Here is a 15,228-nt window from a genome sequence, read left to right as displayed (position 1 = left end):
CATGCGCAAACTGAGCTTCGCCGACTGGTTCTTCGCCCTGCTCGCCGTCGCCGTGGTGACAGGCGGCGGGATCATGCTGTTCGCCCGGACCGCTTCGCCCATGCAGCACCAGAACATGAGTCCCGTCATGCCCGCCGCGCACAGCGACGGTCTGTCCGAAGTGGAGAGCGGCTACCGGTTCGACCGCGTCACCATGCCCGAATCACGCGGCACGGCGGTGCCCGTGGCGTTCCGGATCCTCGACAGCGCCGGCAAACCCGTCACCAGGTTCCTGGACAACCAGACCAAGCAGATGCACTTCTTCGCCGTCCGCGAGGACATGAACGTGTTCGAGCACCTGCATCCCGTTCTGGACGGCGACACCTGGCACACCACGCTCTCGCTGCCCGACGGCGGCGCCTACCGGATGTTCGCGGAGTTCGTGCCGCTCGACACCGCCGACCCACGCCACCCGGTCGTGCTCGGCGTGCCGTTCAGCGTCCCCGGCGACACCACGATCGCTCCGGTGCCCGCCCCGTCGGACGGCGCCACGACCACCGACGGCTACACCGTGGTGCGCGCGGACTCCCCGGCACAACCGACGCCGATGAACCCGCACGTGCTGCGCCTGTCGATCCGCGGACCCGACGGCAAGCCGGTCAGTTCCCTGGAACCGCACCTCGGTGCCAACGGCCACATGACCGGCTTCCACACCATGCTGCTGTCGGCGACACACCTGCACCCGGTCGAACTGGCGGGCATTCCGCTGAACAACGGCGAACTGAGCTTCCAGGCCGTCTTCGCCGACCGGGGCGAGTACCGGTTGTTCCTGGAGTTCGCCCACGGCGGCAAGGTGCACCGGGCGGCCTTCACGGTCGACGTCGGCTGACCCGTTGCGGCGACGTCGGTTCATCGGCACGTTCCGCTGTCGGACTGGTAGCGCTCGCCCTGGTAGGCCTGTTCCAGCCATGGGTCGTCCGCGTCGAGCAGGCTGACCAGCCAGCCGTGCTCAGTTCCGGCCTCGAGCCAGCGGAGCCACGTCTTCCCAGGGGATCGTGCGCGGCGGTGCCGGGCGCAGTCCGCCGCCGTGGCCTGGTCGCTGTGCCCCACGTGGCACTCGGCCATCCACCTGCCGACGCCGATGATCAGCGGCATGGTCCCGAAGGGAGTGTCGAGCGACGGCGAGCGGCCGATCGCGGGACAGGGCAGCATTCCCTGGTCCAGCACCGACAGGTACTCGCGGCGGACCCGTTCCACCCTCTCGACACCGGTCGATCACACCACGTGAACACCCGGATCGGGTGGGACGAAACAGCCCAGTCCGTGCCTACTATCCGGGTGAACAGCCGATCGCCCGGAGGAGGAACCTCGACGCGCCACACGTTCACCACGCTGGTCGAGCTCAACGGCAAGACCGCGACCGGGCTCCGCGTCCCCGCGGACGTGGTCGAGGCGCTCGGGCAGGGCAGGAAACCCAGGGTCGCGGCGACCATCGGCGTCCACACCTACCGCAGCACCGTGGCGGTGTACGGCGGCGACTTCATGCTGCCGTTGAGCGCCGCCAACCGGGAGGCCGCGGGCGTCGCCGCCGGGGACACCGTCGCGGTGACGCTGGAGCCGGACCTGGCGGCACGCACCGTCGAGGTGCCCGACGACCTCGCGGTGGCGCTCGATCAGCACCCCGCGGTCCGTGCCGCGTTCACCGCGTTGTCCTACAGCAACCAGCGGCAACGGGCCGAGGCCGTGGCGGCGGCGAAACAACCCGAGACCCGCGTGCGGCGGATCGAGAAGATCATCGCCGAACTGTCCTGACGCGCCAAGGCTAGAAGGCGTCCTCGGTGAAGTCGCTCGGTGCGTCGTCGTCGAAGTCGCCGCGCGACGGCCGTGCGCGCTGCTGACCCGCCACGATGATCTCGTCGAGGTTCTGGCCCTCCTTGATCCCCGTGTACGCGCGCTTCAGCGACGGCATGCTGGTCTGCATCGCACGTCGCACGTCGGGATCGTGCACGGCCCTGCCGGACGTGATGTCCTGCCAGGACATCTGGCCCGCGTCGACCTTGCGCTGCAGGTCCTTCAGCGCGTTCGGCGCGTCCTTCGACCGGGCGAACTTCTCGATCGCGGCGATGTCCGCGGGGGACAGGTCGGCGCCGCGGGTCTGCACCCTGGACGCCTCCAGGGCGACCTTCTCCAGTTGCGCGCCCCTGGCGTCGAGATCCTTCTGCCACGCCTGCAACTGCTGACGGGCGCTGTCGTACGGGAACGTCATTCCGCACCGCCCGAACTCGACGAACTGGGCTCCGCCCAACGCTCTTCCTTCAACGCGTCGGTGTACTTGCCGCGCGCCTTGTACCCGTTCTTGGCCATGCCCCACGCGCCACTGCCCACGGCGGCCGTGCCGTCGCCGAACTTCTCCGTGCCGTCCTGCCACGTGTCGACCACGTCGAAGAAGTCGTTGACGTCGCGCACGTCGGGAATCTTGGCCAGCGCGGTGCCCCACAGCTTGATGCCGTTGATCATGCCCTTGACGCCCTCGATGAGCGTCTGCATGGACTGGATGAGCTTGCGCACCTGGTCGACGATGTTGACCACGTCGTAGACCATCCAGACGGCGCGACCCCAGCCGACGATCGGGATCCACGCGGTCATCGCGGCCTTCATCAGCTTGTCGCAGATCTTGTCGAGCAGGGTCAGCGCGAGCTTCGCGGCCGACCGGCAGGAGCTCGCCATGTTCTTGAACCGGTCGCCGATGAACTTCGCGATCTGCGAGTCCCACTCGATCGCCGTGGTCCACGTGCGACGCACGCGGTTCTCGAAGCTCTGCGCGGCGCCGCCGTCCCAGCTCGGCGAGAGCTCCTCGATGCCGTTGTTCACGTTGTGCCGCACGTTGTCCAGCGCCTTGGCGACCCGGTCCCACGCGGCGGCGTTCGCGTCGATCTTCTCGAAGTCACCCGCCAGCGGCATGACCAGGTCGCGCACCAGATCGTCGCCGGTGACCTGCTGGTAGATCCAGTTGACGCCCTGGATCTTCCACCCTGCGGCCTCGATCAGCTCCTTGACGGTCTGCCGGCCGGGCCGGTCGTCGGGAGCGGCGCGCAGCGCGACGTTCGGATCCTCGACGTCCTGGTAGCCGTTGCACACCGGGCCGGTCATTCGCCCACCCCCAGGTACCGCGCCAGCCAGGACGGCGGCTCCGACCTGCCGCCCGCGGTGTCGATCAGGCAGACCCCGATCTCGTCCGCCTTCTCGTAGGCGCGGGCCGACTTGACCAGCGACTCGGCGTCCTGGGTCATCTTCTGGCCGGCGGCTTCGAGAGTCTCGCCGTAGAGCTGCGCGACCCCGACCACGACGGGATCGAGCAGCGACAGCAGCCCGGTGAACCCGGACGTGTCCCCACCCTTGGAGATCGCGTGCTCCCGGATCGTCAGGAAGTGCTCGGCCTGACGTTCGAGCAGCCCGCTGTAGCCGCGCAGTTCATCCGGCACGACGTGGAACTTCTCACCCATGGCGGTCATGATGCATGCCGCAAAGTGCGGTTCCGTCGCGTTTGGCGAAAAAACCCCATTCACGACATGAATGACCGCGAGTCCGCGGGGAGCACGTCCGCCAGTTCACGAAGCAGCGGCAGCGGAACCTTGGAGTACTCCGGAAAGCGGTGGTACGGCTTGATCATGGGGTGGAAGCGCGCCGGCAGCCCGCCGGAGCGGGCCAACGCCGCCAGCGCCGTGCCGATGCGCTGGGCGGGGACGCCGAACGCCAGGTCGTAACCGTCCACTTCGGACACTCTCGGCAACCACTCGTCGAGGAACGCCTCCGCCTGGTGGCGATGGCCGGCGAGCGCGTCGGCGAAGATCGAGCACAGCGCGAGGGTCGCGGCGTTCTCACGGTCGTCGCCGTGGAGGTGGCGCACGGTCAGACTGATCGATTCCTCAACGCCGTCCGGCCGCCGGGCAGCGAACACCTCGCCGAGCGCGGCCCACGCGTCCACCTCGGCCAGGGCGGCGAGCGCGGACGCCCTGTCGTCCTGGGCGAGCAGGCCGTCTTCCAGCACGTACCACAGCAGACCCCGGGACGTGCGCCGGCTCAGTTCGCCGCCCGCGGTGCCGAGCGACCGGTGTGCCGCCGCCACCGTTGAGGGCACGTCGATCCACAGGTAGTCCGAGTCCACCCCGGTGATCGCCTCTGGCGCGGCCCGCAGCGCGGTCTCCAGGGTCGTGCGCTGGGCCGCCGTCAGCTCCTCCGGCGGCAACGGGCGGTAGACCGCGCCGCTGGGACGGAACTGCCGCGCCATCCGCTCCAGCAACCGGGTGTGCAGGTTCGGCCTGTCGTTTCCGGACACCGCCAGCAGCCCGTCGTCGTCAGTGCCGAAGGTCCACGCCGAGGCGGCCAGTTCGGCGAGGTCCGCCGCCCACACGTCCCGTACCGGATACTCGCCCTGCGCGAGGTGGTGGAGCAGCGCCAGCGAGTCGTCGTCGGCGAATCCGGAATAGACCGCGCACGCCGCGGCGGCGCCCCGCACGTACAGCGACGGGCTGGTGGCCATCAGATCTCGTGCCGCGGCAACGTGTTCCACTCGCGCGTCGGTGCTTTTCGCGCTGCCTGGGGTGACACCGTTGTCCCGCGCGGCGAGGAAACCGTGGGCCAGGCACAGTCCCGCGGTCGCGTCCGGTGTGAGCGCGGGCAGTTCCTTCGGAGCCCTCCCCAGCAACACCAGCAGCCGCAACGCCTCGTCGTCGCCGGTGCGGGTCCACATCGCCTCGACGTCGGCGGCGAACTCCGCGACCACACCCGCGTACTCGGTGGTGGCCTTGCCGATGTCGTCGGGCCGCGTCACGAAATGCGTCTCGCCGACGGCGATCCGGGCCAGGAACACCAACGCCATCGCGTTGTCCCGGCGGAGGAGTTCGGCGAGGAACGGGATCGCGGCCTCGGACGCCGAGTAGACCGAACCCTGGTGCGTGGTGGCCGAATACAGGCCGTACACACCGAAACTCCGGTCACCGGCGTCGTCGCTCGTGAGCGCCTCGATGAACAACGGCGTCTCGTCGGCCGTGCCGTACGCGTCGTCGAGGGCCGCCCAGTCCACCTCGTGCAGTCCGGCGGGCGGTGCCGTGCTGCCGCGCAACGGCGGCCGTTCCACGTCGCTCTCGTCCTGGTGCTCGTCGTCGAACTCCGGCGGCTCGAAGGCGGGCAGGTCATCAGCGTCGAACACGTTTCATCCCACCAGGTCGAGGAAAGTGGCGTGGAGGCTAGCAGGGCCCGCCACCCGCCGAACAGCGACGTTCGTCAGGCATCGAAGCAACCTGAACGGTTTTGGCTTCAGGCGAAGCGGTCGGTGGCGGCGATGATCGCCGCGCTCATGCTGCCGCCGCCGTGACCGGTGTCGTCGAGAACCACGAGCTCGCTTCCCGGCCAGGCCCGGTGCAACGCCCAGGCCGTGCCGAGCGGACCGCTGACGTCGTAACGCCCGTGGATCAGCACGGCGGGGATCCCGTGGAGCCGTTCGACGTCACGCAACAGCTGCCTCTCTTCCAGAAAGCAGCCGTGGGACCAGAAATGGGTCACGAGACGGGCGAAAGCCAGCTGAAAGGCGGGATCGGCGACCGACAGCGAAGGGGCCGTGTCGGGGGCCAGCGACATGTGCGTGTCCTCCCACAGGCACCATTCGTGCGCGGCCGTGGCACGGACCTCGGGGTCGGGATCGTGGAGCAGCCGGCTGTAGGCGGCCGCCAGGTCGCCGTCGCGTTCGGCGGGGGGCACGCCGTCGCGGAACCGTTCCCACTCGCGCGGGAAGACGCGGCCCATGTCACGGGTGATCCAGTCGGTGTCGCGGCGGTCGCCGTCGGTCACGGCCGCGAGCACCAGTTCGGTCACCCGCCGCGGATGCGCCTGCGCGTAGGCGAGAGCGAGGGTGACTCCCCACGAGCCACCCTCCACCAGCCAGCGTTCGATTCCCAGGTGGACCCGCAGCGCCTCGATGTCGGCGACGAGGTGCTGGGTGGTGTTCGCCGAGAGGTCGACGACCGGGTCCGTCGCCGAGGGGGTGCTGCGCCCGGCGTTGCGCTGGTCGAACTGGACCACGCGATAGCGGTCCGGGTCGAACAGGCCCCGCGTCCTCGGAGAACTCCCCGAACCGGGGCCGCCGTGCAGCACGACGGCCGGCTTGCCGCGGGGGTTGCCCGACACCTCCCAGTACAGCGAATGACCGTCGCCGACCTCCAGCATGCCTGACTCGTGCGGCTCACTCGACGGATAACGCCCGTCGCCGGAAATACTCGCCATGCGACCATGATCGCTCACCGCCGCGTGAGCGCACCCGCCCGCGTCAGTGGTTGTACATGGCTTCCAGCGCGGCGCGCCGGGTGGCGACGTCGTCGGGATCGTCGCCGAAGACGAGCAGGTGCACCGTGGTCTGCTTGATCGGGTTGTCGGTGCGGCGGGTGTCGTGCCCGCCGGTGACCAGGAGCCCCCCGCGCAGCAGTGCGGGTCGTAACGCGGCGAGCAGCGCGGCCACTGACGCGGTGGTGGTGATCTTCGTGGACTCCGACGGGCGGTCGAGGGCGTCGGGGCGGATGGTGTGCAGCGCCAGCAACGGGATGGACCCGCTGGTGATGCGGAAGTTGAGGTCGAGCATGACGAGTCTGCCGTCGTGGGTCTCGGCGCAGTCGAGGCTGCACATGCCGCGGTAACCGACGTCGGCGGCGCGCTGGGCGATCGCCAGGCATTCGACGAGCAGGTCGGCGGGCAGAGGGACGACGAGCCCGAAGCGGCCGCCGGTGTAGATGCCGTCGGAGTCGATGCGCTGGTCGGTCACGGCGAGCAGGCGGGCCTGGCCGTCGGCGGCGACGTAGAGCTGGACGCCCCAGTTGCGGTGGATGCTCAGGTACTCCTCGACGACCACCTCGGTGAGGATGCCGGTGAACGCGGGCAGCGCCACCGGGTCCCCCGCTCGGTGCAGGTACACGTCGAGGCTGGCGCCGTGCGCGGCGTTCGTGGCGGCCTTGAGGACCCAGGACTTCTCGGCGGGCGCGGCCAGGGCGAGGTCCTCGGTCGCGACGATCTCGCGGCGGGCCTGGAAGCGGGGAGCGACGAACGTGCTGATGCTGGCCTTGTTGTTGAGGTAGCCGACGAGTTCGGCGCTCTTCACGGAGCGTTCGTCCGGGTACAGGCTCGTGGGCTGCGGGTATTCCATCGACAGGCGCAGGCCGTCGCTCAGGGCCTCGGTGACGCGGGTGGCGAACTCGGCCTCGGTGCGGAACTCGCGCGGGTCGGTGCCGACGGGCAGGCCGCCGTCGCGGAGGGCGGCGATCAGGTTGGGTTCGGTGCCGCCCGCGCTGCTGATGACGGGGGTGCCGGCGGCGACGGCGAGAGGGCGGGCGGACAGGACGTCGCGCATGATCCGGTGCCTGCTCGACGGCACCGCCGGTTCCTGGGCGGGGCGCGCGCAGACGGCGATGTCAGGGCCGTAGATGTCGGTGAGGGTGCGAGGAGCGGCCAAGGTCGGCGTGAGCGCGGAAGCGGTGATGGGAGATCTCCCTCGTGGGGTTGTTCTGGTGCCCGGTCCTGGGCGTGGAATGGTGCGAACTGACCGGGAGCGGTGAAACGCGCCTGGATGAGGCGGCGTCCGCTCCGGGGTGAAGGCGCGCCACCGGGGATGAGCCCTGGGCGGGCGGAGATGTCCACTCTCTCACGTTTCGCGAGGTTGGGGGCGATTCGGCGGCACGGTGACGGGCGGCACGCCGGTGAGCGTGCCGGCCGGTCGCTGTCGTACCGCGAGCCAGGAGACCCGGTTGATCAGGACTGCCGGGTCATCCGGTGGGTTCGCCCGACGGCGCGGGGAGCTGCGCGCCGAGCGGGACCGGGGTGCCGAAGTTCGGGGTGCCGTCGGCGTTCCAGGTGAACTTCTGCGCGCGCGTCGACCGTTCCATGCCGCAGCCGGCCGAGGCGCTCGTGTTGCCGTGGTAGACGATCCAGTCCTCGGTGCCGTCCGGGGACTTGAAGAACCCGTTGTGGCCTGGAGCGAACACGCCGTGGTCGTCGTTGCGCTGGAACACCGGGGTGGGCGACTTCGTCCAGTGCGCGCGGTTGAGCGGGTCGGACCCGGTGAGGGTGAGCAGGCCGAGCTTGTAGTCGGGACCCCAGCAGGCGCTCGCCGAGTACACGATCATGGTGCGGCCGTTGCGGTACAACGGTTCCGCGCCCTCGTTGACCGGCGCGGTCTGCCGCTCCCACGCCAGGGTGGGCTGCGAGATGGTGCGCCGCGCGCCGCTGACGGTGTACGGGGTGGAGAGCGGGGTGATGGTCAGGCTCTGGGTGCCGTCCATCGCGCTGCCCATCAGGTACAGCTTCCCGTTGTGCTGCAGGATGCTCGGGTCGAGTTCCCACGTGTCGCCCAGGTCCGCCTTGAACGTGTACGGGCCCATCGGGTCGGAGCCCGCGCTCTCCAGCACGTGGAGGCGCTGGGTGGGGTTGTAGTCGGGCACGTTCTGCCCGGCCACGTAGTACAGGTACCACCGGCCGTTCAGCAGGTGGAACTCCGGCGCCCACATGGTGCAGCACCCGTTGGGCCGGCCGGACAGGTTGAACACCACGGTGTCCGCCGCGCTCGACAGGCCCGCCAGCGTGCGGGAGCGGCGCATGGTGATCGTGGAGTTCCACGTCGTGGTGGCCAGGTAGTAGTAGCCGTTGTGGAACTGCAGCCACGGGTCGGGGCCGCTGCTCTTGATCGGGTTGGTGACGTTGCCGGGGGCGCCGATCCTCACCAGTTGCCACTGCTGGTTCGTGCCGCCGGTGTCGGGCCACTGGATCACCTGCGCGCCGTTGGCGGCGGAGAAGTCGAGGACGTCGACGGCCTTGCCGCTCGCGCGGCTGACCAGCCGGACGTGCCCGTCCGGTGAGTCGGCCAGCCGGAACTGCTGACCGGAACGGCCGGCGTCCGTCGTCTGCACGAGCCCGGCCCGGTCCGCGGCCGACGGGAAGTCCAGGACCTTGCCGCTGTGCCGGGACCTCACCCGGTAGTAGCCGCCCCCGGAGTCGACGAACTGCCACTGCTGCCAGGCGCCGTCATTTCGCGCGTACTGCGAGATCCGCGCACCGTCCGCAGTGGACAGTTCGTAGACGTCCAGCGCCTTGCCGCTGTTGCGGTTGACCAACGCGTACGACGCGCTGGTGTCCACGACCGCTGCGGCCGCCACCGTCAGCACGGCGACGGTGATGTCGCTCAGCAGCAGGACAGTGGCGGCCAAGATGGTGCTGCGCGAGCCGCTGATCGAGGTCAAGGTCTTCTCCTCACCGCAGGAACGGCCAGCCCGCCGAGTCGTAGGCGAGCAGGTTGATGCCGAGCCGTGACGCGCCGGAGTCGGTGTAGTAGTGGTAGGTCAGGACGTCACCGTCGGCATCGGTGAGGACGTCCTGATGCCCCGGCCCGTGCACGCTGCCCTGACCGGCCAGGACCTCCGTGCCACCGCCGGACGTCATGGCCGTGCCGTCACGGGCGACGTAGGGGCCGGTGACGCTGGTGGAGCGGCCGACGACCACCCGGTACGTGCTGGACGCGCCCCGGCAGCAGTGGTCGAACGAGACGAAGAGGTAGTAGTACGCCCCGCGTTCGACGATGTTCGGCGCCTCGATCGGGCCGCCGTTCCTGCCCGCGACCGAGCGGACGACCGAGTCGGACCGCAGGCCGGTCGACGGGCTGAGCGCGACCATCTTGATGCCGGACCAGAACGAGCCGAAGCTCAGCCACCAGCGGCCCTGGTCGTCCACGACGAGGTCGGGGTCGATGGCGTTGAAGTTGTCCGACGTCCTGGACTCGACGACCAGGCCGCGGTGGGTCCACGTGCCGGAGTCACCGCTCGGACTGGTGGCGAGGAAGATCGCCGACCGGTTCGATCCGAACGTCGAAGCCGAGTAGTACAGCCAGTACCGTCCGTCGCGATAGGACAGATCCGGCGCCCAGAGGGTGGTGCCGCCACCGGTGTACGGGGTGGTCCACGACGCTCCGCCGGGGAACACCGACCCCGCGTTGCGGAACGCGATCCGGTCGGTCGAGGTCTTCAGCGCGATGTTGGTGCCGGTGTGCGCCACCAGGTAGCTCCCGTCGGCGCGCTTGACCACGCTCGGGTCGTGCACGCTGATGTCACCGGTGACCCGGCCCGGCAGGGGATAGGCCGACGCGTGCGGTGCCGTGGCCACCGTGGTGATCAGGACCACCGCCACGGACAGTAAGGCTCTTCTCAGAGTGGTTTTCCACGAGGCACTCATGTCACTCCAGCACGAACGTCGCGTCCGACCGTCCCTGCGCGTCGCTGACCGCCTGCAGGTACAGCAGTCCGTTGCTGACGCGGATGTGGCGGCCGGGGAAGTTCACCGACTCGAACGACACCGCCGACGCGGACGCCAGCCCCGCGCGTTGCAGGAAGCTGGCGTCGTTGCGGAACAGCGTGCTGCCGTCACTTCGCTCGACCCACAGCTCGTTGTCGCGGTGCCGCAGGTAGTAGCCCGGGAAGTTGGTCGACTCGAGCGACACCGCGCCGGAGCCGGCCAGTCCCGTCACGAGTTTGAACTGGGAGTCGGCCAACGGGGCCACGCCGGCTTCCAGGCGTGCGCGGTACTCCCAGTGCCGCACGAAGCGGTCGGCGGCGGCATAGGACCTGAGCCTGACCGGGGTAGGCCCGTCGGGGACCGGGATGCCGAGATCCGGTGTGCCGTCGGCTTTGTAGTAGACCTTCTGCACGCGGGTGCGGCGGTTCGGGTCGTTGAGCGGGTCGCCGCTGATGTCGCGGTAGTTGCGGTCGTGGTAGACCAGCACGTCGCTGGTGCCGTCCTCGGACACCGTGAACGAGTTGTGTCCGGGCCCGTACTGACCGGTCGCGTCGTTGCTGGTGAACACCGGACTGGCGCTCTTGGTCCACGACGCCGCGTTCAGCAGGTCTGCCGACGCCGAGGCGGTCAGCAGGCCGAGGCAGTAGTTCGCGTCGGTGGCGCTGGCCGAGTAGGTCAGGAACACCTTTCCGTTGCGCTGCAGGACCGCCGGACCTTCGGCCACCTTGTACCCGCGGGTCTCCCAGGCGAGCGACGGCACCACCAGCCGGGTCACCGTGCCGGTGATCGTCCACGGGTTCGTGCCCATGCGGGCGAGGTAGACGTTGGAGTTCGTGGCGATTCCCGGTTCCTGCTGTGCCCAGGTCAGGTACCGCACGCCGTTGTGCACGAACGTCGAGGCGTCCAGCGAGAAGGTGTCCCACGGGGTCGTGATGCGGCCGCGCTCGGTCCAGGGTCCGCTCAACGGGTTGGCGCTCGAACTCTCCAGCACGTACATGCGGATGCGCCAGATGTCGTCGCTGCGGCCCGCCGCGAAGTAGACGTACCACTTCCCGTTGATGAAGTGGATCTCCGGCGCCCAGATGTGGGCGGCCATCTCACCGCTGGAGTGCTTGCGCCAGATCACCGTCTCCTGCGCCGAGGCCAGTCCCTGGATCGTGGTCGCGCGGCGCAACACGATCCGGTCGTACTCCGGAACGGTCGCGGTGAAGTAGTAGAAGCCGTCGGTGTGCTTGAAGACGTGCGGGTCGGCACGCCGTTCCGCGATCGGGTTGGTGTACCGCACCGCGGGCGTCGCACCAGCCTGGGGCACGGGCATTCCGGCGACGCAGGTGACGGCGGCGAGCACCAGCACGGCCAGGCGGAGGAGAACCGTCTTCATAGACTGTCCTTTCAGGCCAGTGGCGCGGTGACGGTGAAGGACGCGTCACCGGCGAACGCCGAGTCGGAGGTGCGCCAGTCGACGCGCAGTGCGTAGTTCTGGTGACGCAGGTACCGGCCGGGGTGGGAGTAGGACTCGAACGACGTGCTCCCGCCGCCCGCGAGACCGGCCCGGCCGCAGAAGGTGGCGTCGCGGGCGAACACCGCGTCACCGCTGTCGGTGTCCAGCCGGACGCGGAAGTCGTAGTGCCGCAGGTAGCGGTCCGGGAAGTTCACCGACCGGAACGAGTAGCAGCCCGCGTTCGCCAGACCGGCCACGACCGTGAACGTCGCGTCCTGGCGCACTGGCTGCGTGCTCGACGAGCTCACCGGATCGACGTACGCGAGGTTGTCGCGGTGCCGGACGTACCGGTCGGGGAAGTTGGCCGAGCGTAACGACCGGGCGCCCGTCGCCACCGCGGTGCCGTCGCCGGAGTCCTCCCGCAGCACCGTGAAGTGCCGCGCGGTGCCGGACAACCCGGCCAGTTCGGTCTTGGCGCCGAAGCTGCTGAGATTCGTGCTGTCGGCGTAGAAGTACCGCCGCTGGCCGTACTGGTCGAAGTAGATCCGCCACCGGCCGTCGGGCAGCCGCACGAGCGCGGGCCCTTCGAGTCCTGAGCCCCAGCCCGCCCAGTTGCCCGTGCCGACGAAGGTCCACGGCCCGTTCAGCGACGTGGCGGTGGCGTGCTCGATGTACTTCGTCGTCTCGTTCTTGAGGAAGTTGTGGTAGGTGCCGCCGACCTTGACCAGGAAGCTGTCGATGAAGTTCGCCGGGATGCCGAGCGCGACCGGGCTGCTCCACGCCGAGAGATCGTTGTTCGTCGCGCTGATCCGGTAGGGGCGGAACTGTCCCGCCGTTCCGGCCGTGGACGCGGAGAAGACCACGTGCACGCTGCCGTCGGAGTCCTTGAACCACTCCGGCGCCCACGTGCTGCCGGTGGCCCCGTTGAGTCCTACCCGGACGTTGCGCAGGAACGTCCAGTTCACGTAGTCCGCGCTGCGGGCGAAGCCGATGGTGTCGCCCGTCCAGTTCGTCGTGTGGACGAGGTAGTAGTAGCCGTCGGTGTGCCGGATGACGCTGGGGTCGCGGATCAGTCCCGACGGCGGCGTGTAGGCGTTGGCTTTGACCTGGGTGAAGCTGGTCGCGTTCGCCGAGTCGTAGACGTACATGTTCGACTCGCTGCTGTTCGTGAACGCGGTCATCACGTAGTGCGGCACGGGACCGGCGGCCGATGCCGCCGGACCAGGGACGAGGACACCGGCGACGAGTGCGGCGACGACTGCGAAACGCATGGGCCGGCTCCTTGCGTCATTGGAGGCTCCGGGCGGTTAGCGTTAACACTATGTGACACAGCTGTGTCTCATGGCAATGCTGCTCACGGTTCGCGCGTGAAGTGAGCGATAACAACGCGTCTGTCGTCGAATCCTCGTCGAAGGCCGTTCGACGAGGATTCGACGATGTGGTCAGAACGCGACGGGCTTTCCGCCGAGGGTGACGACGAGCCTGCCGTCGGAGGCGAAGGACCAGCCGAGGGCTCCGGTGTAGGCGGAGCAGCGGGAGCCGTTGGTGCCCGCCCAGAACTGGTTGGAGGAGTCGGAGTTGCCGACGACCTTGTCGTTGCTCCCGCTGCCGCTGCGGCAGGAGGTGTTGGTGCGGAACACCGAACTGCCCGCGTCGAACGAGAAGTTGCGTTCGTCGTTGTCGATGCTCAGGTTGCTCGACACGGTCATGGAACCGAGGTTGCGGTTGTAGGTGAAGCCGTGTTTGCCGTTGTCGTAGGCGATCGTGCGGGTGATCGCGTGGTTCACGCCGATGTCCTCGCCGCCCAGCTTGAAGCCGTTGCGGTCGCCGTTGCCGGCCTGGCCGCCGTTGCTCAGCGTGCCGTTCTTGTAGGCCAGCGAGTCCTCGATGGTGACGGCGCCGATCGGGCCGGTGTCGGACTTGGTGTAGAGGTCCCACCCGTCGTCGATGTTGTTGTGCGCCACCGAGTAGCGGAACACGTTGCCGGGTCCGGAGGTGAGCTTGGCTGCGAACCCGTCGGCGTCCTCGCCGTCGGAGTCCGCGTTGTCGTGCGACTCCGCGCTGAGGATGAGGTTGTGGGACGGCCACTGGTCCTTCGGGGTGCTGGACAGCATCCGGGAGAGCTGCAGGCCGGTGTCGCGGTTGAACCGGGTGATCGTGCGTTCGAAGATGTTGTAGCTGCCGCCGACGAAGATGCCGTTGTCCCCGGCGCGTTCGACGACGACACCCTGCACGTGCCAGTACGAGCCGTTCACGGCCAGGCCGCGGTTGGCCGGGTCCTCGGTCTGCGCCGAGAAGTTCAGCACCGGCTTCTCGCCCTGGTAGGCCGCCAGCTTCTTGCGGGCGCTCGCGGTGCCGTTGTTGGTGGGCGGGATCGTCACGGTCTGCGAGAAGCTGTACGTGCCACCGCGCAGGAAGATCGTGCCGCCCGCGGCCACGCGGGGGAGCGCGGACGTCAGCGTGGTCGGGTCGGAGATCGTGCCGGAGGCGTCGTCACGACCGGTCGGCGACACGTACAACGCGTTGGCGGGTGGCGTGCCGGTCGTCGTGGTGGTGGTTGTCGAAGTCGTCGTGCTGGTCGGACCGCCGTTCGGTGCGAGCGTCCACTGCTTGGTGGCGGTGCCGTCGCAGGAGTTGGTCTGGATCAACGCGCCCGGCGTGGTGGCGTTGTCCTTGACGTTCAGGCACTTGCCGCCGTTGGCGTTGACCAGGCGGTGGTCGCTGCCGTTCGGGGTCAGCGCCCAGACCTGGCTCGTAGCGCCGGTGCACGCCTCTAGTTGGACCGGCTTGCCCGCGCTGGTCGACGCGTCGCGCACGCCGACGCACAGGCCGCCGGCGGTGATCCGGACCCCGCCGCTGACCTCGGTCAGCACCCACTCCTGGCCGGCGCACGCCTGTTGCCGCAGCTGCGTTCCGCTCGACGGGCTCGTTCCCGCGTCGAGGCACTGGCCGCTGCCGGCGTTCTTCAGCACGTAGGTGCCCGCGGCGTTCGCGTTCGCGGCGATGCCGGGCCACGCGGCGAGCACGGTGACCAGTGCGACGACGGCACCGCCCGAGACGAGCCCGGCGCGAACACGGCGTCGCGCGAGCTGTTGTGAAATGCCCATGAGGACTCCACTTCTCAACGCTGAGAGAAAGGGGTTTCCGTTCGGAATGCGCGGCGGTTTCCGGTCGGATGTTATGGGCATTCTCCGGCTGAGGTCAAACGTCGAGAATATGTGAGTGCGGTCGATGTTCGCGGTCGAATCAATCGAATGGCCAGGTCACCGCCAATCGAATCGATCAACGAGCGTGAGCGGGAAATATCCGCTGGTCACACTCGTGAACAGAATAGGCGGTCCCCGAGTTCATCACCATGAAACTTCTGATCGTCCCGGTGTTCCGCTTCACCGCGGAGGTCGAGGACGACGGCGTCCTCCGCACACCGCGGCCGCCAGCACGACCAGCAGCATCTCGATCAGGCGCACCGACAACAACGAGGTCTCCAC

The 15,228-nt window shown here is 69.0% G+C and carries 14 protein-coding genes; 2 read left to right on the top strand and 12 right to left on the bottom strand.

The features are described 5' to 3' along the window. Nucleotide 1 precedes the first annotated feature (1 nt). Nucleotides 2-868, top strand: a complete 867-nt coding sequence (locus ACIRG5_RS01075) for a hypothetical protein (protein WP_402898250.1) — start codon at nt 2-4, stop codon at nt 866-868. 20 nt (nt 869-888) lie between these two features. Here ACIRG5_RS01075 and ACIRG5_RS01070 read toward each other — a convergent pair whose 3' ends face one another. Further along, nucleotides 889-1,236, bottom strand: coding sequence for a hypothetical protein (locus ACIRG5_RS01070; protein ID WP_402898248.1), 348 nt, complete (start codon nt 1,234-1,236; stop codon nt 889-891). Nucleotides 1,237-1,317: 81 nt separating this feature from the next. On the opposite strand from ACIRG5_RS01070, the gene ACIRG5_RS01065 reads away from it, so the two are divergent. Beyond that, on the top strand, nt 1,318-1,791 hold the full coding sequence (locus ACIRG5_RS01065; protein ID WP_402898245.1) for a YdeI/OmpD-associated family protein: 474 nt from the start codon (nt 1,318-1,320) through the stop codon (nt 1,789-1,791). Nucleotides 1,792-1,801: 10 nt separating this feature from the next. Here the strand turns inward: ACIRG5_RS01065 and ACIRG5_RS01060 are convergent, their stop codons facing one another. The 11 genes from ACIRG5_RS01060 to ACIRG5_RS01010 all read right to left on the bottom strand — a co-directional run bounded on the left by ACIRG5_RS01060 (nt 1,802) and on the right by ACIRG5_RS01010 (nt 14,847). Next, nucleotides 1,802-2,245, bottom strand: coding sequence for a hypothetical protein (locus tag ACIRG5_RS01060; RefSeq protein ID WP_402898243.1), 444 nt, complete (start codon nt 2,243-2,245; stop codon nt 1,802-1,804). Next, entirely contained in the window at nt 2,242-3,129 is an 888-nt protein-coding gene (locus tag ACIRG5_RS01055; RefSeq protein WP_402898240.1) for a WXG100 family type VII secretion target, read from the bottom strand. Before ACIRG5_RS01055 ends, ACIRG5_RS01060 begins: the two co-directional genes overlap by 4 nt. Continuing rightward, entirely contained in the window at nt 3,126-3,482 is a 357-nt protein-coding gene (locus tag ACIRG5_RS01050) for a hypothetical protein (RefSeq protein WP_402898237.1), read from the bottom strand. The genes ACIRG5_RS01055 and ACIRG5_RS01050 overlap by 4 nt, the downstream gene beginning before the upstream one ends. Nucleotides 3,483-3,541: 59 nt before the next feature. Next, nucleotides 3,542-5,188: a hypothetical protein gene (locus ACIRG5_RS01045; RefSeq protein ID WP_402898234.1), complete on the bottom strand. Its 1,647-nt coding sequence runs from the start codon at nt 5,186-5,188 to the stop codon at nt 3,542-3,544. Nucleotides 5,189-5,295: 107 nt separating this feature from the next. Further along, nucleotides 5,296-6,258, bottom strand: coding sequence for a prolyl aminopeptidase (pip, locus tag ACIRG5_RS01040; RefSeq protein WP_402898231.1), 963 nt, complete (start codon nt 6,256-6,258; stop codon nt 5,296-5,298). A 43-nt stretch (nt 6,259-6,301) separates the two neighbouring features. Then, nucleotides 6,302-7,474, bottom strand: a complete 1,173-nt coding sequence (locus ACIRG5_RS01035) for a hypothetical protein (protein WP_402898228.1) — start codon at nt 7,472-7,474, stop codon at nt 6,302-6,304. A gap of 310 nt (nt 7,475-7,784) precedes the next feature. Continuing rightward, on the bottom strand, nt 7,785-9,254 hold the full coding sequence (locus tag ACIRG5_RS01030; RefSeq protein ID WP_402898225.1) for a family 43 glycosylhydrolase: 1,470 nt from the start codon (nt 9,252-9,254) through the stop codon (nt 7,785-7,787). A gap of 10 nt (nt 9,255-9,264) precedes the next feature. Then, the gene (locus tag ACIRG5_RS01025) at nt 9,265-10,194 is read right to left on the bottom strand and encodes an arabinan endo-1,5-alpha-L-arabinosidase (protein ID WP_402898222.1); all 930 of its coding nucleotides are present in this window, start codon (nt 10,192-10,194) and stop codon (nt 9,265-9,267) included. Between the two features lie 46 nt (nt 10,195-10,240). Beyond that, nucleotides 10,241-11,680 (bottom strand): family 43 glycosylhydrolase, encoded by a 1,440-nt coding sequence (locus ACIRG5_RS01020; protein WP_402898219.1) that lies wholly within the window; start codon nt 11,678-11,680, stop codon nt 10,241-10,243. An 11-nt stretch (nt 11,681-11,691) separates the two neighbouring features. Then, complete coding sequence (locus ACIRG5_RS01015) at nt 11,692-13,011, bottom strand: glycoside hydrolase family 43 protein (RefSeq protein ID WP_402898216.1); 1,320 nt, start codon at nt 13,009-13,011, stop codon at nt 11,692-11,694. Between the two features lie 171 nt (nt 13,012-13,182). Next, complete coding sequence (locus tag ACIRG5_RS01010) at nt 13,183-14,847, bottom strand: RICIN domain-containing protein (RefSeq protein ID WP_402898214.1); 1,665 nt, start codon at nt 14,845-14,847, stop codon at nt 13,183-13,185. Between the last annotated feature and the right edge of the window lie 381 nt (nt 14,848-15,228).

The sequence above is a fragment of the Lentzea sp. NPDC102401 genome (genome assembly GCF_044765805.1).
GTDB lineage: Bacteria > Actinomycetota > Actinomycetes > Mycobacteriales > Pseudonocardiaceae > Lentzea > Lentzea sokolovensis.
Note: the sequence above shows the minus strand (reverse complement) of the source record. Positions and strands in the feature narration are given on the sequence as shown.

Bases quoted from the DNA above. Each gene is read 5' to 3' on its own strand.
- ACIRG5_RS01075 (WP_402898250.1), top strand. From the start codon at position 2: ATGCGCAAACTGAGCTTCGCCGACTGGTTCTTCGCCCTGCTCGCCGTC.
- ACIRG5_RS01060 (WP_402898243.1), bottom strand. From the start codon at position 2,245: ATGACGTTCCCGTACGACAGCGCCCGTCAGCAGTTGCAGGCGTGGCAG.
- ACIRG5_RS01055 (WP_402898240.1), bottom strand. From the start codon at position 3,129: ATGACCGGCCCGGTGTGCAACGGCTACCAGGACGTCGAGGATCCGAAC.
- ACIRG5_RS01050 (WP_402898237.1), bottom strand. From the start codon at position 3,482: ATGGGTGAGAAGTTCCACGTCGTGCCGGATGAACTGCGCGGCTACAGC.
- pip (WP_402898231.1), bottom strand. From the start codon at position 6,258: ATGGCGAGTATTTCCGGCGACGGGCGTTATCCGTCGAGTGAGCCGCAC.
- ACIRG5_RS01020 (WP_402898219.1), bottom strand. From the start codon at position 11,680: ATGAAGACGGTTCTCCTCCGCCTGGCCGTGCTGGTGCTCGCCGCCGTC.
- ACIRG5_RS01015 (WP_402898216.1), bottom strand. From the start codon at position 13,011: ATGCGTTTCGCAGTCGTCGCCGCACTCGTCGCCGGTGTCCTCGTCCCT.
- ACIRG5_RS01010 (WP_402898214.1), bottom strand. From the start codon at position 14,847: ATGGGCATTTCACAACAGCTCGCGCGACGCCGTGTTCGCGCCGGGCTC.